Origin of the sequence: Bradyrhizobium pachyrhizi (genome assembly GCF_001189245.1) — a bacterium.
GTDB classification, from domain to species: domain Bacteria; phylum Pseudomonadota; class Alphaproteobacteria; order Rhizobiales; family Xanthobacteraceae; genus Bradyrhizobium; species Bradyrhizobium pachyrhizi.
Map to the genome: position 1 here is coordinate 13,327 of NZ_LFIQ01000095.1, position 25,249 is coordinate 38,575.

Here is a 25,249-nt window from a genome sequence, read left to right on the forward strand (position 1 = left end):
GTTTCAAGGGGAGGTGGGTGCCTAGCCGTTGCTTTCGCGCTTGCCGTCGTCGAGCGGCAGCACGTTGCTGCGGCCGGACATTGCCGAGAGCGCGTCGAGCGCCTCGCCGCACCATTCCACCACCATGTGCTCATGGCGCATGCCGAGGCGCAGGCTGAGCATCTTGCCGACATCGGCCGGCGGCGCGGTGCCGTCGGGAAAGCGCTTGTTGAGCAGGCGCTCATAGCGCTCATATCGGTCGCGGTGATGCTCCAGCCGCGCCATCAGGTCGGTGCGCAACGGCTCGATGTCGACGCAGTCGAGCGCATAGAGCCGGACCAGAAGGTCATCCTTGATCGAGGGCGGCACGCTCGGCCGCGCCGCCCAGTGCTTCAGCGCCGCGCGGCCTTCGGCGGTCAGGGTATAGACCAGCTTGTTGGGCTTGCCGGACTGCACCACCTCGCGGCCCTGGACATGGCCTTTGTCGCGCAGCCGCGAGAGCTCCCGGTAGATCTGCTGATGGTCGGCCTTCCAGAAGAAGCCGATCGAGGCATCGAACGTCTTGGCGAGCTCATAGCCCGTCATCGGACGTTCCGTGAGGCATGCGAGGATTGCGTCACCGAGTGCCAACGCCCACCTCCATCTCAGTTCCCAAGACGACCATTCTCAAGCTCGCTTGACTTTATGCGTTAGTGTGCATATGCGTCAATATGCATATGGTGATCGGCGTGCCGCCCTGTCGCGCGCGGCCGATGTTCAGGCTTCTTAACCCCGCCGCAGGAGACGTCCGAATGAGCAAGCCGGGCCTCGACAAGTGGTACGCCTACATGAAGTCCCACGACACCGCCGCTCTGTGGGACCTGCTGCATCCCGACGCGGTGTTCGAAAGCCCGGTCGTGCACACGCCGCAGCGCGGCCGTGACATCACCTTCAAATATCTCACCAGCGCCGCCAAGGTGCTCGGCGGCCCGACCTTCAAGTATCTCGGCGAGTGGCGCAATGACACCGGCGCGGTGCTCGAATTCGAGAACGAGATCGACGGCATCAAGCTCAACGGCGTCGACATCATCACGTTCGATGGTGACGGCCGGATCACGCATTTCAAGGTGATGGTGCGTCCGCTCAAGGCGATCAACCTGCTGCATCGGATGATGGGCGAGGAGTTGATGAAGCAAAGCGGCGCAACGTCGCAATCGTAAAGCATGATCCGGAAAAGTGCGTAGCGGTTTTCCGAAAAATCATGCTCAAACAAAGAGCTAAAGCGCGATGACGTTTCAAGCCAATCTCATCGCGCTTTGGTGGCGATAGCATCTGCCGCGGACCTCCGGAACCGGATAAGGTCCGCTCCAACAAACCCAAGGACGCGCTGCGCAGCGTCCGTCGCATATGCGGCCACGTGCCAGCCGGGAGACCAGCATGCCAACCTACAAAGCCCCCGTCGAAGACGTCAGCTTCCTGCTCAACGACGTTTTCCAGATCGACCGCTACGGCAATCTTCCCGGCTTCACCGACGCGTCGGCCGATGTGCGCGAGGCGATCCTCGGCGAGGCCGCCAAGCTCAGCGAAGAGGTGCTGCAGCCGCTCAATCGCACGGGCGATCTCGAGGGCTGCAAGCGCAATGACGACGGCAGCGTCACCACGCCGAAGGGCTTCAAGGATGCCTTCAAGCAGGTTGCCGAAGGCGGCTGGCTCGGCCTCTCGGCGCCGACGGAATTCGGCGGCCAGGGCCTGCCGGTGACGCTCTCGCAGGCGGTCAACGAATTCCAGATCTCCGCCAACATGGCCTTCTCGATGTATGGCGGGCTGACCATGGGCGCGACCGCGGCGCTGCTGGTGCACGGCACCCCCGAGCAGAAGCAGACCTATGTGCCGAAGATGGTCGCCGGCCAGTGGACCGGCACCATGAACCTGACCGAGCCGCATTGCGGCACCGATCTCGGCCTGCTCCGCACCAAGGCGGTGCGCCAGGCCGACGGCAGCTTCAAGATCACGGGCACCAAGATCTTCATCTCCGCCGGCGAGCACGACCTCACCGAGAACATCATCCATCTGGTGCTGGCGCGCATCGAAGGCGCGCCGGCCGGCATCAAGGGCGTCTCGCTGTTCGTGGTGCCGAAGGTGCTGGTCAATGCCGACGGCTCGCTCGGGCAGCGCAACGGCGTCAGCTGCGGCTCGATCGAGCACAAGATGGGCATCCACGGCAATTCCACCTGTGTGATGAACTACGACAACGCCACCGGCTGGCTGATCGGCGAAGAGAACAAGGGCATGCAGGGCATGTTCGTGATGATGAACGAGGCTCGCCTCGGCGTCGCCGTGCAGGGCCTCGCGCAGTCCGAGGTCGCCTATCAGAACGCGGTCGCCTATGCCCGCGAGCGCCTGCAGGGCCGCTCGCTGACCGGCGTGAAGGAACCCGAGAAGCCGGCCGATCCGATCATCGTGCATCCCGACGTGCGCCGCACGCTGCTCACCATCCGCGCCTTCAACGAGGCGGCGCGCGCCATGGTGGTATGGACCGCGCTGAAGAGCGACGTCGCGCATCGCTCCAACGACGCTGGGGATCGCCAGGCTGCCGACGATCACATGGGCCTGATGACGCCGGTGCTAAAGGGCGTCCTGACCGACACCGGGTTCGCCAACACGGTCTCGGCGCAGCAGATGTTCGGCGGCCACGGCTATATCGCCGAGCACGGCATGGAGCAGTTCGTGCGCGATGCGCGCATCGCGATGATCTATGAGGGCGCCAACGGCATCCAGGCGCTCGACCTGGTCGGCCGCAAGCTGCCGCGCGACGGCGGCCGTGCCGCGATGGCGTTCTTCGGCGAGGTCGGTGCTTTCGCCAAGGAGCATGGCGCCGACGAGGCGATGAAGCCGTTCATCACCCCGCTCTCCACCGCGCTCGGCCATCTGCAGCAGGCCACCGGCTGGCTGATGCAGAACGCGCTGGCCAAGCCCGACAATGCCGGCGCCGCCGCGACCGACTACATGAAATTGTTCGGCCTCGTCGCGCTCGGCTACATGTGGGCGAAGATGGCCAAGGTGGCGCAGGACAAGGCCGCCGCTGGCACCACGCCGTACCTCAACACCAAGCTCGTGACCGGCCGCTTCTTCATGGAGAAGCTGCTGCCGGAGACTGCCGTGCATCTGGCCCGGATCCAGAGCGGCAGCGCCACCACGATGGAATTGGCCGCGGAAGCGTTCTGAAAAATTGTCGCCGCACCGCTGCGGCGGCGTGTCCTTCCGTATATATTATGATCCTCATATCAAGGAGGGCGTCATGCCTGAGGCATACATCTACGATCACGTTCGTACCCCGCGTGGCCGCGGCAAGGCCGACGGCGCGCTGCACGAGGTCACCGCGCTGGCGCTCGCCACGGTGCCGCTGAAGTCGCTCAAGGAGCGCAACAATCTTCCCGGGGATTCCGTTGACGACGTCGTGCTCGGCGTGGTCGATCCGGTCGGCGAGGCCGGCTCCGACATCGCCCGTTTCGCGGCGCTGAACGCCGGGCTCGGCGAGAAGGTGCCGGGCGTGCAGATCAGCCGCTTCTGCGCCTCCGGCCTCGATGCCGTGAACTTCGCCGCAGCCCAGATCATGAGCGGCCAGCATGAGCTCGTGATCGGCGGCGGCGCGGAATCGATGAGCCGCGTCGGCATCGGCGCCTCCGGCGGCGCCTGGCCGATGGATCCCTCGATGGCGGTGCCGGCCTACTTCATGCCGCAGGGCATCTCGGCCGATCTGATCGCGACCAAATACGGTTTCTCGCGCGATGACGTCGACGCCTACGCGGTGCAGAGCCAGCAGCGCGCGGCCAAGGCCTGGGACGAGGGCCGCTTCAATAAATCGGTGGTGCCGGTCAAGGACGTCAACGGCCTGACCATCCTTGCCAAGGACGAGCACATGCGCCCCACGACGACGATGCAGTCGCTGGCGCAGCTGCAGCCGTCCTTCGCGGCGATGGCGGCGATGGCCGGCTTCGACGCGGTGGCGATCCAGTCGCATCCCGAGGTCGAGAAGGTCAATTACGTGCATCACGCCGGCAATTCCTCCGGCATCGTCGACGGCGCCGGCGCCGTGCTGCTCGGCAGCAAGGAGGCGGGCGCCAAGTATGGCCTGAAGCCGCGGGCGAAAATCCGCGCCTTCGCCAATATCGGCTCGGAGCCGGCGATGATGCTGACCGGCCCGGTCGACGTCACCGAAAAGCTGTTCGAGCGCTCCGGCATGAAGAAGTCGGACATCGACCTGTTCGAGCTCAACGAGGCTTTCGCCTCGGTGGTGCTGCGCTACATCCAGGCGTTCGACATCGACAACGCCAAGATCAACGTCAATGGCGGCGCGATCGCGCTCGGCCATCCGTTAGGGGCGACCGGCGCGATGATCCTCGGCACCGTGCTCGACGAGCTCGAGCGCACCAACAAGGAAACGGCGCTGGTGACGCTATGCATCGGCGGCGGCATGGGCACCGCCACCATCATCGAGCGCGTCTGAGGCGAGGGGAGCGAGCAACATGGCTTACAAGAATTTCAAGTTCGACGTCGACGCCGACGGCATTGCGCTCGTCACCTGGGACATCCCAGATCGTTCGATGAACGTGTTCGACGAGATCTCGACCCAGGAGATCGGCGAGATCATCAAGCAGACGACCAGCGATCCCGCGATCAAGGGCGTCGTGATCACCTCGGCGAAGGAGGCGTTCTGCGCCGGCGCCGACCTCTCGATGCTCGAGGGCATGAACCGCTCTTACGCGCAGCTCTTCAAGGAGAAGGGCGAGGAAGCCGCGAACCAGATGCTGTTCGAGCAGAGCCGCCGGATGTCGCAGTCGTTCCGCGCGATCGAGACCTCGGGCAAGCCGTGGGTCGCCGCGATCAACGGGCTTGCGCTCGGCGGTGGCTTCGAGATCACGCTGGCCTGCCACTACCGCGTCGCGGCCGAGAACCCGAAGACCCGGCTCGGCCTGCCCGAGATCAAGGTCGGCCTGTTCCCCGGCGCCGGCGGCACCCAGCGCGTGCCGCGTCTTGTGCAGCCGGCGGACGCGATGCAATTGCTGCTCAAGGGCGAGGCGGTCAATCTGACCCGCGCCAAGGCACTCAACCTGATTCACGCAGTGGTGCCGGCAGCCGATTTGATCAAGGCCGCGAAGGACTGGATCAAGGGCGGCGGCAAGGCGGTCGCGCCGTGGGACGAGAAGGGCTTCAAGCTGCCCGGCGGCCCCGTCTTCTCCAAGATGGGCATGCAGATGTTCCCGGCCGGCAACGCGATCTATCGCCGCGAGACCTACGACAATTATCCGGCCGCGCGCGCCATCATGAGCTGCGTCTATGAGGGCCTGCAGCTGCCGATCGACGCCGCGCTGCGGGTCGAGTCGCGCTACTTCACCAAGGTGCTGCGCTCGAAGGAAGCGGCGGCGATGATCCGCTCGCTGTTCCTGTCGATGCAGGAACTGAACAAGGGCGCCCGCCGCCCGGCGGGCGTGCCGCCGACCAAGGTCAAGAAGCTCGCCGTGATCGGCGCCGGCTTCATGGGCGCCAGCGTCGGTTATGTCTCGGCGCAGGCCGGCATCGACGTCGTGCTGGTCGATCGCGACCAGGGGAGCGCCGACAAGGGCAAGGGCCACGCCAAGACTGTGGTCGACGGCCTGATCGCCAAGGGGCGGATGAAGCAGGACGCGGCCGACGCCATCCTGGGGCGGATCTCGGCCACATCAGACTACAACGTGATCTCGGACTGCGACCTCGTCATCGAGGCGGTGTTCGAGGATCGCAAGGTCAAGGCGGATACCTATGCCAAGGCGCAGCCGCTGCTGAAGCCGGGCGCGATCTTCGCCTCCAACACCTCGACGCTGCCGATCAATTCGCTGGCCGAGGAGTTCAAGGACCAGGGCAAGTTCATCGGCATCCACTTCTTCTCGCCGGTCGAGAAGATGATGCTGGTCGAGATCATCCTGGGCAAGAACACCGGCGACGTCGCGCTGGCGACCGCACTCGACTATGTGCGCGCGATCGGCAAGACGCCCATCGTGGTGAACGACTCCCGTAGCTTCTTCGCCAACCGTTGCGTGATGCGTTACATCTCCGAGGGCAACGAGATGCTGCTCGAGGGCGTGCCGCCGGCGATGATCGAGAACACCGCCAAGATGGCCGGCATGCCGGTCGGGCCGCTGTCGCTGCAGGACGAGGTCGCGCTCGATCTCGGCCTGAAGATCACCAAGGCGACCGAGGCCGATCTCGGCCCCAACGCGATCGACCAGGCGCAGAAGAAGCTGATGGTCGAGATGGTCGAGAAGCAGGGCCGATTCGGGCGCAAGAACGGCAAGGGCTTCTACGACTATCCCGAGAAGGGCAAGGGCCAGAAGAGCCTGTGGCCGGGGCTCGCCAATCTGCAGCCGAAGCAGCTCGATCCCGACACGCTCAGCGTCGAGGAGTTGAAGCAGCGCTTCCTGGTGGTGCAGGCGGTGGAGGCCGCGCGCACCGTCGAGGATCGCGTCATCACCGACGTGCGCGAGGCCGATGTCGGCTCGATCCTCGGCTTCGGCTTCGCGCCGTTCACCGGCGGCGCGCTGTCCTACATCGACTTCATGGGCACCAAGAACTTCGTCGCGCTCTGCCACAGCTTCGAGAAGAAGTACGGCTCGCGCTTCACGCCACCGAAGCTGCTCGAGGAGATGGCCGCCAAGGGCGAAACCTTCTACGGCCGCTTCCCGCCGAAGAAGCAGGCGGCGTAAACTTCTGAGGCGAACTCGCGCAGGATCAAGCCGGTCATCGATCCGACTTGATCCTGTTGTGCGACGGTCATGCGCGTCAAAGTCCCGCCACGCTCGTTCCCCACTGGCACCACGCTGCTGGCATCACTCTTGCTCGTCGATCGCCGGGGCGACGATCAGCGTGAGGGTGTCGTGCGATGAGTTCTGCGTTCAAGGAAGGTGCCGCGGAGATCGCGGCGAAGGATTCCTTGTCTTCCCTGCGGTCGTCGCGGTGGCGGAAGCCGCTGCGTCTGCGGGGCAAAGGCCCGTCATGGGCCGGCCTCGCGCTACTCGTTCTGGCCGCGGATTTTGTGCTCGCCGCGACGGTCTGGCAGGCCGTCAATTTCTTCCGCCATTGAGCCGTCAGTCTCCGGTGAGAGCAAGGCGCCGGCGAGATAGGCGAACTGGTTGAAGGCGAGACAGGCGACGACGATCGGAGCGCCGGTGGCAAAGGAGAAGCCGTCGGATTGGAGCACGATCGCCGCGAGCACCGCGACCAGCGGCGACTCCAGCATCAATGTCCAAACCCGAAAGTACAAACTGGTTGCCAGCCCAACCAGGGTGCTGGTCAATAAAAGGGTAAAGGCGATCGTCACATTTTTAGACCAGTTGGAGCGGAGGGCGCGCCGCAGGTCATAGTCGGTTAGTTGGATCGCTCGAACAAGGACGGCCACGCCCTCAGCCGAAAGTAGTCTTAATCGGTAGAATGCCGATTAAATTGATTTTGTTCCAGCACGTCTTGAAGGTTTGCACCGTTCATTTCTCCCTGAGGCGCGGTGGACCTGGTCGGCCGGCGGCTTCATCAGATAGGAGAGCACCATCCGCTCGGTGGTCGGGACAAACGCCTCGACCGGCATGCCCGGCAGCAGATGGGTCGTGGCCAGCTTCTTCCTGTCGAAAATTGTCGGCAAGGGGCCGGCCGCGTGGTGCCACGAGGCCGGCCATGTTCGGTGCGAGCTCAGGCCGCCTTGAGCAGGCCTTCCTTCTTCAGCGCCTCCTGCACCTTCGGGCGCGCCGCGACGCGGGCCTTGTAGGCCGTCACGTTCGGCAGGCCGGAGAGATCGAAGCCGAGCCGGTCCTGCGCCCACATGATCATGGTGAAGAGGTAGCCGTCGGCGACCGTGAACTGGTTGCCCATCAAATAGTCGCGTCCGGTGAGCTGGCTCTCGACATATTTGAACTTGCCCATGGCGCGGTCCTTGAAGAAGGCCTTGGCGTCGTCGGCGAGCACGGGCGAGAACATCGGACCGAGATTCTTGTGCAACTCGGTCGTGGTGTAGTTCAGCCATTCGAGCAGCTTGTAGCGCTCGTTGGAGTCCCTCGCCGGCGCCAGCTTCTTGTCGGCGGCCTTGTCGGCGATCATCTGGATGATGATCGGCCCCTCGGTGACCATCTCGCCGGTATCGAGCGCCAGCGCGGGCACCTGGCCCTTGGGGTTCACCTGGAGGAAATCGTCGCCGTTTTCGAGCTTCTTGGCGCGGAGATCGACCTTGACCAGGTCGTAGGGCAGCCCGGCCTCGAGCAGGGCGATATGGGGGGAGAGGGAGCAGGCACCGGGGGTGTAATAAAGCTTCATAGGGGTATTCCTTCCCTTGTTCTTGGCGTCCGGAGAGGGATTGCCTACATGCGCCTGCATGAAATAGTCAAGATTGATGCAGATGCATTCAGTGCGGTACAGTCGGTGCCGGGACCCTATGAGCTAGACCATGAAACGCAAGCTATCGAGCGAGGCGACGGCCGCCTGGATCCGCCTGATGCGGGTGCCGAGCCGGGTGCTGGACTGCGTCGAGCAGGATTTGAAGAAGGCCGGTTTTCCGCCGCTCGCCTGGTATGACGCCTTGCTCGAGCTGTCCCGCGCGCCGTCGGGCGAGCTGCGCCCGGTTGAGCTCGAGCGCCAGATGCTGATCCCGCAATATTCGACCTCGCGGCTGATCGACAAGCTGGTCGACGAGGGGCTCGCCGCCCGCCGCGAATGCAAGATCGACAAGCGCGGCCAGTTCGTCGAGATCACCGAGGCTGGACGCGAGCTGCAGAAGCGGATGTGGAACGCCTATTCCGCCGCGATCGACAAGCATGTCGGCTCCAAATTATCCGACGCCGACGCAACCAGGCTGTGCGGTCTGCTCGACCGGCTCGGCTGCGCCTGCGGCGACGCCAAGGGCGACGTCAAGAACGAGACCAAGGCTGATAGCAAGGCTGCGCCCGCGCGAGACGGCGTGCCTGCCCGATGATATTGCTGATTCCATCATCCGCAGCCGTTGTGGCTCGCGGATGTCCCTGCCACCGCGCGCCTTCGATCGAAGCGCCCTTGAGTTGGATTATCTATGGCGCGTGACCAGATCGACATGACGCCGCTGCAGTCGCGCGACGAACTCGTGGCGTGGCTTGAAGCCGGCGTGAAGCCTGAGTCCGAATTCCGGATCGGCACCGAGCACGAGAAGACTCCGTTCACGCTCGAGGGCCATCAGCCCGTGCCCTATGAAGGCGCCAAGGGCATCGGCGCGCTGCTCGAGGGCATGAAGCTCTTGCTCGGCTGGGAGCCGATCATGGAGCGCGGCAACATCATCGGCCTTTATGACGTCACCGGCGGCGGCGCGATTTCGCTCGAGCCGGGCGGTCAGTTCGAACTGTCGGGCGCGCCGGTCGAGACCGTGCATCAGACGCAGTCGGAATTGATGGCGCATCTGGCGCAGGTGCGGGAGATCGCAACCCCGCTCGGGATCGGCTTCCTCGGCCTCGGCATGACGCCGTCCTGGTCGCGCGCGCAGATCCCCGTGATGCCCAAGGGGCGTTACAAGATCATGCGAAACTACATGCCGAAGGTCGGCAAATACGGCCTCGACATGATGTTCCGGACCTGCACGGTGCAGACCAATCTTGACTTCTCCTCCGAAGCCGACATGGTGAAGAAACTGCGGGTGTCGCTGGCGCTGCAGCCGATCGCGACCGCATTGTTCGCCAACTCGCCGTTCACCGAAGGCAAGCCCAACGGCTTCCTGTCGTTCCGTTCCGAGATCTGGCGCGACACCGACAATGCGCGCAGCGGCATGGTGCCGTTCGCGTTCGAGGACGGCATGGGCTTCGAGCGCTATGTCGATTACGCGCTCGACGTTCCGATGTATTTCGTCAAGCGCGGCGAGGAATATATCGACGTCTCCGGCTCCTCGTTCCGGGATTTCTTCGCCGGCAAGAATGCCGCCTTCCCGGGCGAGCGCCCGACCTTGTCGGACTGGGCCAATCACCTCTCGACGATCTTCCCCGAGGTGCGGTTGAAGCGTTACCTCGAAATGCGCGGCGCCGACGGCGTGCCGTGGGGCCGGCTGCCGGCGCTGCCGGCGTTCTGGGTCGGGCTGCTCTACGACAATGACAGCCTCGATGCCGCCTGGGACATCGTCCGCCACTGGACCGCGCCGGAACGGCAGGCGCTGCGCGATGACGTGCCGCGTTTCGGCTTCAAGTCGCGGATCAAGGACCGCTATCTGTTCGAGATCGCCAAGGAGTGCCTGATCCTGTCGCATGCCGGATTGCGGCGGCGCGGCCGGATCGATCATTTCGGACGCGACGAGAGCCGCTTCCTCGAACCGCTCGAGCGCATCATCGAAGCCGGCCGCTCGCCGGCGGAGGAGATGCTGGAGAAATTCAACGGCCCCTGGAAGGGCTCGGTGGAACCGGCCTACCTGGAATACGCCTTCTAATCCCCGCTTGGGCCCCAATCCGGGCGTGAGGCGCGCGCGAACGGCGGTGGTGTCGCACCCGCCGTTCATCCGCCGTACAGGTTCATGGCGTTCAAATGACGCCCCGCGAAACGCGCGGGGCTGCGCGAATTTGAAAGCAATCTCATGGAGATAGGCCGCCTCTTTAGGGCGTGTGTGGTGATGTTTGCGGTCATGATGGCTGCTGTCGTCGCGCGCCCGGCACTGGCGCAGACCAATTTCGACCGTCCCGGCGGCGACTATCTCAATGCGCCGGTGACGACGGGCGATCCGGCCGATTGCGCGCTGACCTGCGAGCGTGACCGCCGTTGCCGCGCCTGGAGCTTCAACTATCCGACCGATACCAACAACAGCGCGGTGTGCTGGCTGAAGAGCACGGTGCCGGCACGGGTGCAGAACGTCTGCTGCGTGTCCGGGGTGCGCGGCGCGGGCGTGGTCGAACCGCGCAACGGCGCCATCGAAACCTCGATCGATCGCCTCGGCGGCGACTACAAGAATTTCGAACTGAAGAGCAGCGACGGCGACGAGGCCTGCCAGGCCGCCTGCACCGCCGACAACAAGTGCCGCGCCTGGACCTACGCCCGGCCCGGCTATGCCGGCCGCGACGCGCATTGCTTCCTGAAGAAAGAGATCAAGCCGCCGCGCCGCAAGGCGGGGTTCACGTCGGGCGTGGTGCGGTGAATCCGTAGCCCGGATGGAGCGAAGCGTAATCCGGGACCGCGCTCACCGCGGATGGGCCTGTCCCGGATTTCGCTGCGCTGCATCCGGGCTACGCGACGACAGGCTACTCCGCCGCCAGCACCGTAATCTCCGGCCACAGCGCCTTCCAGCGCGCCGCCTTCGTCACATAGTTCGCCGGCGAAAAATTGGGGGTTCGGTTCGGCCGCACGATCATGCCGGCGACATCGTCGAAACCGTTCGGCGCATAGACGTCGTAGCCGCACGTGGTGCGACGGATGCCGATCTGCGTGTTTTCGGTGAGGAAGCGATCGATGCCGTCGGTCGAACGCGACAGCGCCGGGTAGGGCAGGCCGTGCTTGTCGGGATACCAGAGATGGACGCGGGCTTGGTTGCGCACCTCGATCGCAACACCGACATGGCGAAGCCGTGCCTTGAGCTCGCGGATCACCGCGTCCTCGGCCTCCCACGAGATATCCGGATCGAAATAGAAGATGTCGTGGTCGCTGATGCCATGATCGGGCGGCCGGCCGGTCAGCGCGTTCCACACGGTCTGCACCAGGCAGCCGGCGACCAACCACGCATCGGGCAGACCGAGGCGGTACAACTCGTCGGTGATGGCTTGATTGGCCGGGTTGCGCAGCGCCGCGGTGAGGAATTCGTCCTGGGTCACGACGAGGCGGTCGCGTCGTAGCCCCGGACCGCCTTCTTCGACGCCAGCGTGCGCCAGTGCCGGCGCAGCAACGGCTCGACGGTGGCGCGGTTGGCCTTCGACAGGCGGATCAGGACCATCGGGTAGTCGCGGTAATGATCGGTGAAGTAGAACACCTTGGGCTGATGCTCGACCAGCATGTCGCGCTCATCCGGCGGGACGCCCGGCATCACCAGGCTGTCGCCGTCCTCCTTGAGCCGCACCAGCATCTTGTTGCGTACCTTCAGCGCCGGCGTGCCGTAGGAAGAGCCGTCCTCGACGTCCGGCCACGCCAGCGCGATGTGCCTGATGTCGTCGAAGGTCACCGCGATCATCCCACAAGGAATGTAGCCCGGATGGAGCGAAGCGAAATCCGGGACATCTTGCCGAGTGGGAGATCCCGGATTGCGCTGCGCTCCATCCGGGCTACGCGTCTACTGCACCGAGGTGAAGAAGCGGGCGAGTCGGAAGCCTGAGAGCCAGGTCCAGACCGGCTGGCTGCGGATGCCGAGGTCCCAGGAGCCGACCACGGCGTCGGCGCGGCCGATCAGATTGTCGATCGGCAACAGGCCGACACCGCCGTCGCGCACCGGTACGCGGCTGTCGGCAGAATTGTCCCGGTTGTCGCCGAGCACGAACAGTTTGCCCGGCGGCACCGTCACCTCTTGGGTGTTGTCGAGCCGGCCGTTGTCGCGGATCTTGAAGATCGCGTGGTTGACGCCGTTCGGCAGCGTCTCGATATAGCGATACGCCTCCTCGCCGCCGCCGCGATCATCTTCGGCGAAGCCGGTGCCGTCGGGCTTCAGCGTCGCCGGATGATCGTTGATGAAGAGCTGACCCTGCCGCATCTGGATGCGGTCGCCGGGCAGCCCGACCACGCGCTTGACCCAGGCCTGCGAGCGGTCGCCCGGCCAGCGGAACACGACGACGTCGCCGCGCTTCGGCGTCTCCCCGAACACGCGGCCGGTTTCCGGCAGCGTGATCTGGATCGGCAGCGAGGCCGCGCCGTAGCCATAAGGATATTTCGAGGCGACCAGCGCGTCGCCGATCAGGAGCGTCGGCTCCATCGATCCCGACGGCACGTAGAACGGTTCGGCGATCGCGCCTTTGGCGAGGAACACGACGGCCACGATCGCGGCCAGTTGCACGGCCTGCCCGCGCCAGCTGGTCGGCTTGGCCGTCACGACTTCGTTTCCGCTGCTCACTAGCCCGTTCCTCCGACCGTAATCCGTTCCATCCTGAGCGTCGGCTGGCCGACGCCGACCGGCACGCCCTGGCCGTTCTTGCCGCAAGTGCCGATTCCCGTATCCAGCGCAAGATCGTTGCCGATCATGGTGATCCTGTGGAGATCGGTCGGTCCGTTGCCGATCAGCATGGCGCCCTTCAGCGGCGCGCCGAGCTTGCCGTTCTCGATCTTGTAGGCCTCGGTGCACTGGAACACGTACTTGCCCGAGGTGATGTCGACCTGGCCGCCGCCGAAATTGGCGGCGTACATGCCGTTCTTCACCGAGGCGATGATCTCGGCCGGGTCGCGGTCGCCCGACAGCATGTAGGTGTTGGTCATGCGCGGCATCGGCACATGGGCATAGCTCTGCCGCCGACCGTTGCCGGTCGGCTTCATGCCCATCAGCCGGGCGTTCTGGCGGTCCTGCATGTAGCCGACCAGAATGCCGTCCTCGATCAGCACGGTGCGGTTGGTCGGCGTGCCCTCGTCGTCGATCGACAGCGAGCCACGGCGCGAGGCCATGGTGCCGTCGTCGACCACGGTGACGCCCTTGGCCGCGACCTGCTGGCCCATCAGGCCGGCAAAGGCCGAGGTCTGCTTGCGGTTGAAATCGCCCTCGAGCCCATGGCCGACGGCCTCATGCAACATCACGCCGGGCCAGCCGGCGCCGAGCACGACGTCCATCTCGCCGGCAGGCGCCGGCACCGATTCGAGATTGACCAGCGCCTCGCGCAGCGCGCCGTCGGCGGCGTCGCGCCAGGCCTTGGTCTCGATGAAGCGCGCATAGCCTTCGCGGCCGCCATAGCCCTTGCTGCCGCTCTCTTGGCGGTCGCCCTGGCCGGCGACCACGGAGATGTTGACGCGTACCAGCGGGCGGATGTCGCGATAGCTCTCGCCGTCGGGCCGCAGGATCTCGACCACCTGCCAGGTCGCGGTGAGGCTGGCGGAGACCTGCCGCACCCGCGGGTCCTTGTCCCTGACATAGGCGTCGATCTCGCCGAGCAGCTTGACCTTGGCCTCGAATGCCGGCCCATCCAGCGGGTTCTCGTCGCCATAAAGCTTGATGTTGGTGTGGGCCGGCGCCGCGGCGAAAGTGCCAGCATAGCCGCCGCGCACGGCCGCGACCGCATCGGCGGCGCGGATCAGCGCCGGGATCGAGACGTCGGAGGAATGCGCATAGCCGACCGCGTCGTCCTTGACCGCGCGCAGGCCGAAGCCCTGCGAGGTGTCATAGGTCGCCTGCTTCAGCCTTCCGTTGTCGAACACCAGCGCCTCGGTCTGCCCGAACTCCAGGAACAGCTCGCCGTCGTCGGCGCCTTCAAGGCCGCGGGACACCTCGCGGCGGACGGCATCGCGGTCCAGATTGGCGCGGTCGAGCAGGGAGGTCGTGGCGGGATTGGTCATGGTCACTCCGACGCAATGCGATTGCTTGGCGATTCCTCGTCATCCTTGCCTGAAGCGCAACTGATTGCCAGTGGGGAACCCGGAAGCCAGGGATTTCGGGGAATTGAAGCAGAGACGAGCGGAAAACTCATCTTACAACCCGGAAACCTGTACCCGTCCCGGTTCAGGCCCGGACGGCGATCACCAAACATAGTGGTTGGGGTGGCAAACCGGGAGTGCCTGCGACTATGCGGTCGATCACAGTGCCCCGTCGGGCTCCTCACCTTGTCGTCATCACCTTGAGCGCCGATCCGCCTTCAGCGGCTGGCTTTCGCGCTCGGCTGCATCGCCCGATTGCGGCTTCGGCTGCGCGGTGCCCTGCGCCGAGGTCGGAAAGCCATGCTCCTGCGCCCAGCGGTACAGCTCGTCGAACACCGGCTTGAGCGCCTTGGCCGACGGCGTCATCTCGTACTCAACCCGTGGCGGCACCTCGGGATAGACCGTGCGCTTGACGAGGCCGTTGGCCTCGAGATCGCGCAGCTGTGTGGTCAGCATGTGCTGGGTCACGCCGGGGATCGACTGGCGCAGCTCGCCGAACCGGCGCTTGCGCTCGACCAGTTGCCAGAGGATGTCGCCCTTCCATTTCCCGGCCAGCACCGACAGCGCGCGATGAAATTGCGCCGACAGGTCGCCGTTGCACGGTTCGGACGCCGCCGGAGGCTCGGCAGGCTCAATAGTCATCTTTTTCATACTACCTCACAAAAAGCATCCTACTTGTTCTTTTCATCTTACTCCCGAATTTAGTGCACCGAAAGCCGCGGGCCAGCCGCCGATCGGTCGGGTGGCCGCGCGGCCCGGCCTTACGAACAACTCGGGAGTCATCAATGTCAGTTGCAGTTGCCGCGGCGCCGTCGCGCTGGAAATCCGTCAGCCTCTGGGTCGTCAGGGGACTGCTCGCCTTGGCCTTTGCCGCTGCGGGCGCCGCCAAGCTTTACGGCGTGCCGATGCTGGTCGAGAAATTCGAACACATCGGGCTCGGTCAATGGTTCCGCTACTTCACCGGATCGCTGGAGCTGCTCGGCGCGGTCCTGATCCTGCTGCCCCCGGTCGCGGCGTTCGGCGGCGTGCTGCTCAGCTGCATCATGGTCGGTGCCACCATCAGCCATCTGTTCGTGATCGGCGGCTCGCCGGTGCCCGCCCTCGTGCTGCTGACATTGAGCGCGATCGTCGCCTACGCCAAGCGCAGCCAGTTCGCCCTGCTCGCGAGCGCGCCGTGAAGTGAGCGCGATGCGAGTCTCTCGCCACAAGCTGACGGTCGTGACCGGGCTGGTGCTGGCCTTCGCGGTGCCGTTCGCCGCGACAATGCTGCTCACCGGTTCGGTAGCGGCGGTCTCCAAACCCGAGCCGAAGAAGCCGGAGCCGCGCGTGCACCACCTTGTGTTGCCGATCAACAGCGACGATCCGGCCACGATGCGGGCGCTGATCTCGACCGCGCTCAACCTCCCGAAATATTATCGGGAGCGCAACGAGCCGTTCGAGATCGAGGTCGTCGCCTACAATACCGGCGTCCATATGCTGCGCGCCGATACCTCGCCGGTGAAGGATCTGTTGCGGGTGGTGCGGGGGCTCACGCCGGACATCCGCTTCGTGGTCTGCGAAGCCACCAAGCTCGGCATGGAGCGCGCCGAGGGTCATCCGCTGGTCCTGCTCGATCATGTCGACCTGGTGCCGAACGGACCCGGGCGCATCATCGAATTGCAGGAAGCCGGCTGGTCCTACATCCGGTCCTGAGCGAGGTGACGATCAAGCCGAGCGGAGAACTTGTCATGACGTCAGCTCACGCACCCTCACGCCGCGCCGTCGTTGCCGCCATGATTGGCGCCGGCGCCTCGCTCGCAATGCCCACCGGAGCTGTGCGCGCAGCGTCGGGACCGCCGCAATTCGGCACCATCCGGCATCAGTTCACGCAGGTCGAAGGCGCCCGCCCGGTGCCGCCGGTGGCGATCCCGGCGATTGCCGGAGGCGCGATCGATCTCACCGCGTTCAAAGGCAAGATGGTGCTAGTGAACTTCTGGGCCACCTGGTGCGCGGCGTGCCGGACCGAGCTGCCGATGCTGGATCGCCTCGCCGCCAGCGGCCGCAGCGATCTCGTGGTCGTCGCTGTCAGCACCGATCGCAACCGCGCGCCGGTCGCGCCCTATGTCAAGCAGCTCAAGCTGCGCCATCTCGCGATCGGCTTCGATCCGGGCGGCCTCGTCTCGCGCGTCGACGCCGCCGAGGTCGACACGCCGTTCGCGCTCTACGGCATGCCGATCTCGTTTTTGATCGGCATCACCGGACAAGTCGAAGGCTACATGACGGGGGAGGCGGACTGGCTGTCCGCGGAGGCGAGCGGGCTGTTCGATTATTATGCGGGCGTCCGCTGAGATGGCATAGCCCGGATGAAACGCAGCGAAATCCGGGACTGGTTCATCCGCGATGAGATCGGCCCCGGATTGCGCTTTCCGGTGCCGCTCGGCGCCCCTAGGGCAATTTGTCATACCCCTCCGCCAGGCCATTCAGGCTGAGCGGAAAGCCGATCCCTTCCTCGGGCGTCTCGAAGATGATGAAGGTCGCGGTCTTGGCGTTCTTGAGCTGACCGAGCAGCTTGTCGTCCATCACGACCTCGGCGACGCAGCCATTGGGCAGGCAGCGGACGAAACCGGCGCGGCCGACGTCCTGATTGTCGAGTTTCAGGCCGAGGCCGGAGGGCAGCAGCACGCCGAGCGGGGCGACCACGCGCATCAAACGGCTCTTCTGGTCGGCGGTCTTCAGCACGATCACGGTCAGGCCGGCGTTGGAGCGGTCCTCCGCTACCACGCTCTGGATCAACGCGCATTGCTCGGCCTGGGCGCCGGGCGGAGTGTCGCAGCGGATCTGCCAGTCGCCATGGACCGAGCGCACCGCGCCTTGCGCGTTCGCCGGCTGGGTCAGGCCAAGAGAAAGGCCGAGGCAGAAGGCCAGAATCGCGTGGCCGCCGAGCCAGCCGGCCATCGTCAAACGAATGTTCGAAGCGCCCATCCGGGTCGATCCTTATAGATGTTCGGTCGGTCCGGCCGTCCGGCCGCCGGTAGCACGCGCGCCACGATGCGCTTCCCGGAAGCGAATCATGATCTCATCTTCTTGTTTGAGCATGATCTTTCGGAAGACCGGTCTCCACTTTTCCGGATCATGCTCAGGCGTCGACTGATACCGCAATGACGGCGCCTTGAAGGCGATCTTGGAGCCATTCTCGCGCCGGATTGGGGCAGCCCGCAGCGAATCAGGTTCCTGAGCGCTGCCCTGTCTGTGGGTACATCCGGTAATCCCCCTGTCAACTGCATGCGGCTTCGTTTCGGCGACTTTCGCTTGATTTTGCGGGAAAAATCGCAAGCGGCAGCTTCATCGCAGGCGCATGGCTTTCGGCCCCACTACTGCATTGCGAGCGCCGGAGAATTATGGTTTGAGAGGCTGGATTTCGACGCGTTCTAGCGATCTGGCTCCCGTACCCACCTTGACTCAGAGACGGGTATGTCCGGAAGGCCGTTTGTCAGGGCGGATCGTGCTGCATTTTCGGCCACATGCCGGGGGTGCTTTGGGGAATAATGCAAGGGAGCGCGAGCGGCATGAAGATGTCGATTGGCCGGTTGGGCAGGCAATTGCTGGGGTTGGCGGTGGCGGGTGTGGCGTCTGTCGCCGCGGGATCGGCCTTCGCCGAAATGGGGCAGCCGGCGCCGTGGGAGCACACGCTGCAGGAAGGCGTGACCCCGGTGATGGAAAACATCATCTGGTTTCACAATTTCCTGCTGGTGCTGATCACCCTGATCACGCTGTTCGTGCTCGCGTTGCTCATCATCGTGGTGGTGAAGTTCAACGCCAAGGCCAATCCGGTCCCCTCCCGGACCACCCACAACACGCTGATCGAGGTGGCCTGGACGCTGATCCCGGTGTTGATCCTGGTCGGCATCGCGGTGCCGTCGTTCCGCCTGCTGTTCCTGGAACTCGACGTGCCGAAGCCGGACCTCACGGTGAAGGTCACCGGCAAGCAGTGGTACTGGTCCTACGCTTACCCGGATAACGGCAAGTTCGAGTTCGATTCGCTGCTCGACAAGGACAAGCAGCCGCGTCTGCTCGGCGTCGACAACGAGATGGTGGTCCCGGTCAACAAGGTGGTGCGGATCCAGACCACCGGCGCCGACGTGATCCATTCCTTCGCGGTGCCGGCCTTCGGCGTGAAGATCGACTCGATCCCCGGCCGCCTCAACGAGAGCTGGTTCAAGGCCACCAAGACCGGCGTGTTCTACGGCCAGTGCTCGGAACTGTGCGGCAAGGACCATGCCTTCATGCCGATCGCGGTCAGGGTCGTCAGCGACCAGGAATTCGCGACCTGGGTCGAAGGCGCGAAGAAGAAGTTTGCGACCAACCCGGCGAATTCCTACGCATCGGCTGGTCAGGCGGCGCAGTAAGCCTCACGGCTTACGGCGCGGATGGAATAAGGGCGACGGGACCGCAAGGTCCGAGAGGGACTGCAAGGCAGGATTTTGAACATGGCGACAGGCGCAGCGACACACGACGATCACGCCCATGATGATCACGCCCACCATCCGACCGGATGGCGGCGTTATCTCTACTCCACGAACCACAAGGACATCGGTACGATGTACCTGATCTTTGCGGTGATCGCGGGCATCATCGGCGCGGCGATGTCGATCGCGATCCGTGCCGAGTTGATGTATCCGGGCGTCCAGATATTCCACGAGACGCACACCTATAACGTGTTCGTGACCTCGCACGGCCTGATCATGATCTTCTTCATGGTCATGCCGGCGATGATCGGCGGGTTCGGCAACTGGATGGTGCCGCTGATGATCGGCGCGCCGGACATGGCGTTCCCGCGCATGAACAACATCTCGTTCTGGCTGCTGCCGGCCTCGTTCGCGCTGCTGCTGATGTCCACCTTCGTCGAGGGTGAGCCGGGCGCCAACGGCGTTGGCGCGGGCTGGACCATGTACGCGCCGCTGTCGACCTCGGGCCATCCGGGACCGGCGGTCGATTTCGCGATTCTCTCGCTCCATCTCGCGGGTGCCTCGTCGATCCTCGGCGCCATCAACTTCATCACCACGATCTTCAACATGCGGGCGCCGGGCATGACCCTGCACAAGATGCCGCTGTTCGTGTGGTCGATCCTGGTCACCGTGTTCCTGCTGCTGCTGTCGCTGCCGGTGCTCGCCGGTGCGATCACCATGCTGCTGACCGACCGCAATTTCGGCACCACCTTCTTTGCGGCTGACGGCGGCGGCGACCCGGTGCTGTTCCAGCATCTGTTCTGGTTCTTCGGCCACCCCGAAGTGTACATCCTGATCCTGCCCGCCTTCGGCATGATCAGCCAGATCGTCTCCACCTTCTCGCGCAAGCCCGTGTTCGGCTATCTCGGCATGGCCTACGCCATGGTCGCGATCGGCGGCATCGGCTTCGTGGTGTGGGCGCACCATATGTACACCGTCGGCATGTCCTCGGCGACGCAGGCCTATTTCGTCGCCGCCACGATGGTGATCGCGGTGCCGACCGGCGTGAAGATCTTCTCGTGGATCGCCACGATGTGGGGCGGCTCGATCGAGTTCAAGGCGCCGATGATCTGGGCGATCGGCTTCATCTTCCTGTTCACCGTCGGCGGCGTCACCGGCGTCGTGCTGGCCAATGCCGGCGTCGATCGCGTGCTGCAGGACACCTACTACGTGGTGGCGCACTTCCACTACGTGCTGTCGCTCGGCGCCGTGTTCGGCATCTTCGCCGGCTGGTACTACTGGTTCCCGAAGATGTTCGGCTACATGTACTCGGAGAAGATCGCCAAGGCGCACTTCTGGTTCACCTTCGTCGGCGTCAACCTGGTGTTCTTCCCGCAGCACTTCCTCGGCCTGTCGGGCATGCCGCGCCGTTATGTCGACTATCCGGATGCGTTCGCCGGCTGGAACCTGATCTCCTCCTGGGGCTCGTACATCTCCGGCATCGGCGTCCTGATCTTCATCTACGGCGTGATCGATGCCTTCGTCCGCAAGGAGCAGGCCGCGAACAATCCGTGGGGCGCCGGTGCGACCACGCTGGAGTGGACGCTGACCTCGCCGCCGCCGTTCCACCAGTTCGAAGTGCTGCCCCGCGTGCAGTAAGTCCACGACAACGCGGCGCACTTAAGGGTGCGCCGCGCCTTTTGAGAGAAGCGAGACCTGATCTTGTCGGTTGTCGATCACAACGCCATCGAGTTGCCCCGGATCTCCGAGGCCGAAGTGGGCGACTACATCGCGCTGTTGAAGCCGCGCGTGATGTCGCTGGTGATCTTCACCGCGCTGGTCGGGCTGATGATCGCGCCGGTGCATGTGCATCCGGTGCTGGCGTTCACCTCGATCCTGTGCATCGCGGTCGGTGCCGGCGCTTCCGGCGCGCTCAACATGGCCTATGAGGGCGACGTCGACGCGCTGATGACGCGCACCGCCAACCGGCCGATCCCGCGCGGCCGCATCACGCAGACCGAGGCGGCCGCATTCGGCATCACGCTCGCCTTCTTCTCGGTGATGACGCTCGGCATCCTGGTCAACTGGGTGGCGGGCGCGATGCTTGCCTTCACCATCTTCTTCTATGCCGTGGTCTACACGATGTGGCTGAAGCGCTGGACCGCGCAGAACATCGTGATCGGCGGCGCCGCCGGTGCCTTGCCGCCGGTGGTGGCGTGGGCCGCCGCGACCGGATCGCTCTCGGTCGAGCCGATCCTCCTGTTCCTGATCATCTTCTTCTGGACCCCGCCGCATTTCTGGGCGCTGGCGCTGTTCCGCAGCGACGACTATGCCCGCGCCGGCATTCCGATGCTGCCGGTCGTCGCCGGTCCCGACGCGACCCGGCTGCAGATCCTGCTCTACACCATCGTGCTGGTCGCGATCGCGCTGGCGCCATGGCCGCTCGGCTATTTCGACGCGATCTACGGCGTCACCTCGCTGGTGCTCGGCGCCGGCATGCTGTGGCTTGCCATCGAGGTCTATCGCCGCCGCGAGGGTACGGCTGCCAACCGCGCCACGCGCCGGCTGTTCGCCTTCTCGATCCTCTATCTGTTCGCGCTGTTTGCCGTCCTTCTCGCCGAGGTCGTGGTCCGCGCGATTGCGCCTGTCTTCATCGGATAGGGAGCCGGGGGGCAAGATGGGGGCGCATGGGATATCAATGGACGAGAAACGCGAACCAGAAGGAATCGTCCTCACCGAGGCGCAGCTCAAGAGCCGCCGCCAGCGCTCGATCGCCATCGCGCTCGCGCTCGGCATCCTGGTCGTGCTGTTCTTCGCCGTCACCCTCGTCAAGGGGCCAGCCGTGCTGGTGCGGCCGCTGTGAGTGAGATGGCGAACCAGGGACCGCAGCAGGGTGAGGGCGCCAAGGTCACGCGCCGCACGCTGACGCGCGACGCCGTGGTTGCCTCGATCTGCGGCTTCGTCGTGGTGCTGATGGTCGGCGCGTCCTACGCGGCCGTGCCGTTCTACAACTGGTTCTGCCGCACCACCGGCTTCAACGGCACCACCCAGGTCGCGACCTCGGTGCCTTCGGATGCGCCGCTCGCGCGCACCATTGCGGTCAGCTTCGATTCCAACGTCGCGCCGGGCCTGCCCTGGAAATTCGAGCCGGAGCAGAACACGATCGACGTCAAGATCGGCCAGGTGGTCACGGTCTACTACACCGTGACCAACCAGTCGGCGCGCACCACGACCGGCCAGGCGTCCTACAATGTCGCGCCGCTGACGGTCGGCGCCTATTTCCAGAAGATTAACTGCTTCTGCTTCACCGAACAGACCATGGCGCCGGGCGAAAAGCGCGAGATGGCCGTGGTGTTCTATGTCGATCCGGCGCTGGCCAAGGACAGCGAGAACGACACGCTGAAGACGATCACCCTGTCCTACACCTTCTTCCCCGTGCGCGACGCCGCGCCGAAGCCCGTGGCGGCGGGCGAGGCGGAGCAGCGCAAGGGCGGCTAGTTTTGGAATTTAAGATTTAAGACGTGCCTTGCGGCACGCGAATGGAGAGACGGCAATGGCTGAGGCGCAAGTCAAGCATCACGACTATCATCTCGTCGACCCGAGCCCGTGGCCGGTGGTCGGCTCGATCTCGGCCTTCATCATGGCGTTTGGCGCGATCGGCTGGATGCACCACATGTTCTCCGCCGCCCCGATCGTGTTCGGCGTCGGCACCATCGGCGTGCTCTACACGATGGCGAGCTGGTGGGGCGACGTGATCAGGGAAGCGCAGTACAAGGGCGACCACACCCGCGTGGTGCAGATCAGCCACCGCTACGGCATGATCCTGTTCATCGCCTCCGAGGTGATGTTCTTCGTCGCCTGGTTCTGGGCCTTCTTCAATGCGGCGCTGTTCCCGGCCGACGCGGTGCACGCCACGCGCGATGCGGTGTTCGGCTGCGGCGCCGGTACGGCGATGGGCGCCTGCTCGGTGCCGGGCACCTGGCCGCCGCACGGCATCGAGACCTTCGATCCCTGGCATCTGCCGCTGCTCAACACGCTGCTGCTCCTGACCTCGGGCACCACGGTCACCTGGGCGCACCATGCGCTGCTCGAGAACGACCGCCAGGGCCTCAAGCAGGGCCTGATCCTCACCGTGATCCTCGGCGCTCTCTTCACCTGCGTGCAGGCCTATGAGTACGCCCATGCGACGTTCTCGTTCGGCGGCAACGTCTATGGCGCGACCTTCTTCATGGCGACCGGGTTCCACGGCTTCCACGTGCTGGTCGGCACCATCTTCCTGCTGGTTTGCCTGATCCGCGCCTATGCCGGCCACTTCACGCCGAAGCAGCACCTCGGCTTCGAGTTTGCCGCCTGGTACTGGCACTTCGTCGACGTGGTCTGGCTGTTCCTGTTCATCTGCATCTACGTCTGGGGCCACGGCGCCGAGACGATGGCCCACGGCGCACACTAATTGCCGGCCGACGTGCTAAGAGGGGGCGGCCGAATGGCCGCCCCTTTGTTTTTGAAGAGAACCGATGACCGATACCCCGCCGACCGTCACTGAGAGCGCACTGCGCGGCATCGCCTGCCGCTGCCCGCGCTGCGGCAAGGGCAAGCTCTATTCCGGCTTCCTGACGCTGGCGCCGCGCTGCCAGGCCTGCGGCCTCGACTTCGCCTTCATCGATTCCGGCGACGGGCCGGCGATCTTCGTCATCATGCTGGCCGGCGCCATCGTGGTCGCGGCGGCGCTGATCGTCGAGGTGAAGTACCAGCCGCCGTTCTGGGTGCATGCCGCGCTGTGGTTGCCGTTGATCCTGGTCACAACGATCCTGCCGCTACGATCGATGAAGGCACTTCTGATCGCGCTGCAATTCCACCACAAGGCCGCCGAAGGCCAATTGATCGAGCGCGACCCGAAATGAATGATACGACGACGCGCCGGCCGAGCGCGGCCGGCTTCGGCATTTTCACGTTGATCCTGATCGCGGTGTTTATCGCCCTTGGCTTCTGGCAATTGCAGCGCCGGGTCGAAAAGCACGCGCTGATCGGGGCGCTCGATGCGCGGCTGGCCGCCCCGACCGAGGCGCTGCCGCCGCCGTCGGCATGGCCGACGCTGACCTCCGCCAAGGATGAATTCCGCCGCGTCACGCTGACCGCGACCTATGCGGAGCAGCCCGACGCGATGGTGTTCAGCTCCGGCTCCGCGGTGCGCGACGACATTTCGGGTCCGGGCACCTGGGCGTTGCTGCCGGCGAAGCTCGCCAGCGGCGAGACCGTCGTGATCAACACCGGCTTTGTCCAGAACACGATGCAGGATCGCGCCTTCGAGGATCGCGTCGTCGGCCGCCTCGTCACCGGCGCGCCGGTTGAGCTGACGGGCTATATCCGCTTTCCCGAGCCACCGGGCCGGCTGACGCCGAAGGAAGATATCTCGAAGCGGCTGTGGTTCGTGCGCGATCATCGCGCGATGGCGCAAGCGCTCGGCTGGGGCCAGGTCGCACCGTTCTATATCGACCTCGAGGCCCCGGTGCCCGACAGCGGCACGCCGAAGCCCGGACCGCTCAAGGTGCGGCTCAAGGACGACCACATGCAGTATGCCATCACCTGGTTCTCGCTGGCTGCCGCGGTCACGATCGCCTTCGGCCTGTGGTGGCGCGGCCACCGGCGGCGCGCCTCTGGTCGAACCTAGCCTCATCATGGTTTGATTGACCCGCGAAGGAGACCTCGCGGCAAGCAATCAGGGTGTGCCATGGAGAAATACGGCGCCGGGCCAATCGTTGTCCTCGACTATGACCCCAACTGGCCGGCCATGTTCGCGACGGAGCGCGCGGGGATCGAGCACGCGCTCGGCTCGCTGGTCCTGGCCATCGAGCATGTCGGAAGCACCGCGGTTCCGGGCTTGCCGTCGAAGCCGATCATCGACCTGATGGTCGGTGTCCCCAGCCTCGCGGAGGCGCGGGAATGCTGCATCAAGCCGATCGAGGCGCTCGGCTACAACTACATACCGGAATACGCGGCGTGGCTGCCCGGTGAGTTGTTCTTCCGCAAGGGCCCTCCGGGGCCGTGGACCCATCATCTGCATCTGATGGAGCCATCCAATCCGCGCTGGGAAACGCTGCTGGTGTTTCGCGACTATCTTCGCGCGCACCCCGAGGCGGCCCGCGCCTACGCGGATACCAAGCAGGCCCTCGCTGCCGCCGCAAGAGAGGACATCGCGGCCTATCGCAACGGCAAAACGCGTTTCGTCGAGGAGACGACCGCGAAGGCCCGCGCGTGGCGCGCGGACCTGTCCGGTCGATAGCGCGGCCGCGCCACGTCTGCATTCTGCCGTAGCGCATCCA

General features: G+C 65.0%; 29 protein-coding genes. 19 read left to right on the forward strand and 10 right to left on the reverse strand.

Features of this window, described 5'->3' with window-relative positions:
* Nucleotides 1-21 precede the first annotated feature (21 nt).
* On the reverse strand, nt 22-609 hold the full coding sequence (locus AKL29_RS24380; protein WP_050385920.1) for a PadR family transcriptional regulator: 588 nt from the start codon (nt 607-609) through the stop codon (nt 22-24).
* A 161-nt stretch (nt 610-770) separates the two neighbouring features.
* Between AKL29_RS24380 and AKL29_RS24385 the strand changes: the two genes are divergently transcribed.
* From AKL29_RS24385 to AKL29_RS24400, 4 genes are all read left to right on the forward strand, one after another.
* Nucleotides 771-1,178 (forward strand): nuclear transport factor 2 family protein, encoded by a 408-nt coding sequence (locus AKL29_RS24385; RefSeq protein WP_028334612.1) that lies wholly within the window; start codon nt 771-773, stop codon nt 1,176-1,178.
* Nucleotides 1,179-1,395: 217 nt separating this feature from the next.
* The gene (locus tag AKL29_RS24390; RefSeq protein ID WP_050385921.1) at nt 1,396-3,183 is read left to right on the forward strand and encodes an acyl-CoA dehydrogenase C-terminal domain-containing protein; all 1,788 of its coding nucleotides are present in this window, start codon (nt 1,396-1,398) and stop codon (nt 3,181-3,183) included.
* 73 nt (nt 3,184-3,256) lie between these two features.
* Complete coding sequence (locus AKL29_RS24395) at nt 3,257-4,465, forward strand: acetyl-CoA C-acetyltransferase (RefSeq protein WP_028334614.1); 1,209 nt, start codon at nt 3,257-3,259, stop codon at nt 4,463-4,465.
* A 19-nt stretch (nt 4,466-4,484) separates the two neighbouring features.
* Nucleotides 4,485-6,698, forward strand: coding sequence for a 3-hydroxyacyl-CoA dehydrogenase NAD-binding domain-containing protein (locus AKL29_RS24400; RefSeq protein ID WP_050385922.1), 2,214 nt, complete (start codon nt 4,485-4,487; stop codon nt 6,696-6,698).
* A 305-nt stretch (nt 6,699-7,003) separates the two neighbouring features.
* Here the strand turns inward: AKL29_RS24400 and AKL29_RS45455 are convergent, their stop codons facing one another.
* Nucleotides 7,004-7,390, reverse strand: a complete 387-nt coding sequence (locus AKL29_RS45455) for a hypothetical protein (protein ID WP_244482368.1) — start codon at nt 7,388-7,390, stop codon at nt 7,004-7,006.
* A 284-nt stretch (nt 7,391-7,674) separates the two neighbouring features.
* A complete protein-coding gene (gene gstA / locus AKL29_RS24410) occupies nt 7,675-8,292 on the reverse strand; it encodes a glutathione transferase GstA (protein WP_028334618.1) in 618 nt (205 codons plus the stop codon).
* Nucleotides 8,293-8,422: 130 nt separating this feature from the next.
* Here gstA and AKL29_RS24415 point away from each other — a divergent pair, with 130 nt between their 5' ends.
* The 3 genes from AKL29_RS24415 (at nt 8,423) to AKL29_RS24425 (ending at nt 11,110) form a co-directional block, all read left to right on the forward strand.
* Nucleotides 8,423-8,947: a MarR family winged helix-turn-helix transcriptional regulator gene (locus tag AKL29_RS24415; RefSeq protein ID WP_016847103.1), complete on the forward strand. Its 525-nt coding sequence runs from the start codon at nt 8,423-8,425 to the stop codon at nt 8,945-8,947.
* Nucleotides 8,948-9,040: 93 nt separating this feature from the next.
* Nucleotides 9,041-10,411: a glutamate--cysteine ligase gene (locus AKL29_RS24420; protein WP_050385924.1), complete on the forward strand. Its 1,371-nt coding sequence runs from the start codon at nt 9,041-9,043 to the stop codon at nt 10,409-10,411.
* A gap of 192 nt (nt 10,412-10,603) precedes the next feature.
* Entirely contained in the window at nt 10,604-11,110 is a 507-nt protein-coding gene (locus AKL29_RS24425; RefSeq protein WP_244482370.1) for a PAN domain-containing protein, read from the forward strand.
* A gap of 103 nt (nt 11,111-11,213) precedes the next feature.
* On the opposite strand, the gene AKL29_RS24430 is transcribed toward AKL29_RS24425, so the two are convergent.
* The 5 genes from AKL29_RS24430 to AKL29_RS24450 form a co-directional block, all read right to left on the reverse strand.
* Complete coding sequence (locus tag AKL29_RS24430) at nt 11,214-11,780, reverse strand: nucleotidyltransferase family protein (protein ID WP_050385926.1); 567 nt, start codon at nt 11,778-11,780, stop codon at nt 11,214-11,216.
* Nucleotides 11,777-12,124: an MmcQ/YjbR family DNA-binding protein gene (locus tag AKL29_RS24435; RefSeq protein WP_050385948.1), complete on the reverse strand. Its 348-nt coding sequence runs from the start codon at nt 12,122-12,124 to the stop codon at nt 11,777-11,779. Before AKL29_RS24435 ends, AKL29_RS24430 begins: the two co-directional genes overlap by 4 nt.
* 108 nt (nt 12,125-12,232) lie before the next feature.
* Nucleotides 12,233-13,003, reverse strand: a complete 771-nt coding sequence (gene lepB / locus AKL29_RS24440) for a signal peptidase I (protein WP_028334624.1) — start codon at nt 13,001-13,003, stop codon at nt 12,233-12,235.
* A complete protein-coding gene (tldD, locus tag AKL29_RS24445) occupies nt 13,003-14,427 on the reverse strand; it encodes a metalloprotease TldD (protein ID WP_028334625.1) in 1,425 nt (474 codons plus the stop codon). The genes lepB and tldD overlap by 1 nt, the downstream gene beginning before the upstream one ends.
* 273 nt (nt 14,428-14,700) lie before the next feature.
* Entirely contained in the window at nt 14,701-15,156 is a 456-nt protein-coding gene (locus AKL29_RS24450) for a winged helix-turn-helix transcriptional regulator (RefSeq protein WP_050385927.1), read from the reverse strand.
* 134 nt (nt 15,157-15,290) lie between these two features.
* On the opposite strand from AKL29_RS24450, the gene AKL29_RS24455 reads away from it, so the two are divergent.
* The 3 genes from AKL29_RS24455 to AKL29_RS24465 are packed head-to-tail and all read left to right on the forward strand — an operon-like array spanning nt 15,291 to nt 16,832.
* Nucleotides 15,291-15,683 carry a DoxX family protein gene (locus AKL29_RS24455; RefSeq protein ID WP_050385928.1) on the forward strand — a complete coding sequence of 131 codons (393 nt, stop codon included), beginning with the start codon at nt 15,291-15,293 and terminating at the stop codon, nt 15,681-15,683.
* A gap of 10 nt (nt 15,684-15,693) precedes the next feature.
* Nucleotides 15,694-16,197 (forward strand): DsrE family protein, encoded by a 504-nt coding sequence (locus AKL29_RS24460; RefSeq protein WP_050385949.1) that lies wholly within the window; start codon nt 15,694-15,696, stop codon nt 16,195-16,197.
* 35 nt (nt 16,198-16,232) lie between these two features.
* Nucleotides 16,233-16,832: a TlpA family protein disulfide reductase gene (locus AKL29_RS24465; RefSeq protein WP_244482371.1), complete on the forward strand. Its 600-nt coding sequence runs from the start codon at nt 16,233-16,235 to the stop codon at nt 16,830-16,832.
* Nucleotides 16,833-16,929: 97 nt separating this feature from the next.
* Here the strand turns inward: AKL29_RS24465 and AKL29_RS24470 are convergent, their stop codons facing one another.
* Together AKL29_RS24470 and AKL29_RS42205 are read right to left on the reverse strand one after the other, a co-directional pair.
* Nucleotides 16,930-17,466, reverse strand: a complete 537-nt coding sequence (locus AKL29_RS24470) for an invasion associated locus B family protein (protein WP_152977752.1) — start codon at nt 17,464-17,466, stop codon at nt 16,930-16,932.
* 12 nt (nt 17,467-17,478) lie between these two features.
* Complete coding sequence (locus tag AKL29_RS42205; RefSeq protein WP_152977753.1) at nt 17,479-17,817, reverse strand: hypothetical protein; 339 nt, start codon at nt 17,815-17,817, stop codon at nt 17,479-17,481.
* Between the two features lie 233 nt (nt 17,818-18,050).
* Between AKL29_RS42205 and coxB the strand changes: the two genes are divergently transcribed.
* The 9 genes from coxB (at nt 18,051) to AKL29_RS24515 (ending at nt 25,209) form a co-directional block, all read left to right on the forward strand.
* A complete protein-coding gene (gene coxB, locus AKL29_RS24475; RefSeq protein ID WP_050385950.1) occupies nt 18,051-18,890 on the forward strand; it encodes a cytochrome c oxidase subunit II in 840 nt (279 codons plus the stop codon).
* Between the two features lie 81 nt (nt 18,891-18,971).
* Nucleotides 18,972-20,588, forward strand: a complete 1,617-nt coding sequence (gene ctaD, locus AKL29_RS24480; protein ID WP_028334630.1) for a cytochrome c oxidase subunit I — start codon at nt 18,972-18,974, stop codon at nt 20,586-20,588.
* A 63-nt stretch (nt 20,589-20,651) separates the two neighbouring features.
* Nucleotides 20,652-21,590 carry a heme o synthase gene (locus AKL29_RS24485; protein ID WP_050385931.1) on the forward strand — a complete coding sequence of 313 codons (939 nt, stop codon included), beginning with the start codon at nt 20,652-20,654 and terminating at the stop codon, nt 21,588-21,590.
* A gap of 37 nt (nt 21,591-21,627) precedes the next feature.
* Nucleotides 21,628-21,792: a hypothetical protein gene (locus tag AKL29_RS24490; RefSeq protein WP_028334632.1), complete on the forward strand. Its 165-nt coding sequence runs from the start codon at nt 21,628-21,630 to the stop codon at nt 21,790-21,792.
* Nucleotides 21,793-21,797: 5 nt separating this feature from the next.
* Nucleotides 21,798-22,427 (forward strand): cytochrome c oxidase assembly protein, encoded by a 630-nt coding sequence (locus AKL29_RS24495; RefSeq protein ID WP_028334633.1) that lies wholly within the window; start codon nt 21,798-21,800, stop codon nt 22,425-22,427.
* A gap of 55 nt (nt 22,428-22,482) precedes the next feature.
* A complete protein-coding gene (locus AKL29_RS24500; protein WP_028334634.1) occupies nt 22,483-23,379 on the forward strand; it encodes a cytochrome c oxidase subunit 3 in 897 nt (298 codons plus the stop codon).
* 64 nt (nt 23,380-23,443) lie between these two features.
* Nucleotides 23,444-23,830 carry a DUF983 domain-containing protein gene (locus AKL29_RS24505; protein ID WP_026191934.1) on the forward strand — a complete coding sequence of 129 codons (387 nt, stop codon included), beginning with the start codon at nt 23,444-23,446 and terminating at the stop codon, nt 23,828-23,830.
* Complete coding sequence (locus AKL29_RS24510; RefSeq protein WP_050385932.1) at nt 23,827-24,597, forward strand: SURF1 family protein; 771 nt, start codon at nt 23,827-23,829, stop codon at nt 24,595-24,597. The genes AKL29_RS24505 and AKL29_RS24510 overlap by 4 nt, the downstream gene beginning before the upstream one ends.
* A gap of 60 nt (nt 24,598-24,657) precedes the next feature.
* Nucleotides 24,658-25,209: a GrpB family protein gene (locus AKL29_RS24515; RefSeq protein ID WP_050385933.1), complete on the forward strand. Its 552-nt coding sequence runs from the start codon at nt 24,658-24,660 to the stop codon at nt 25,207-25,209.
* Nucleotides 25,210-25,249 lie beyond the last annotated feature (40 nt).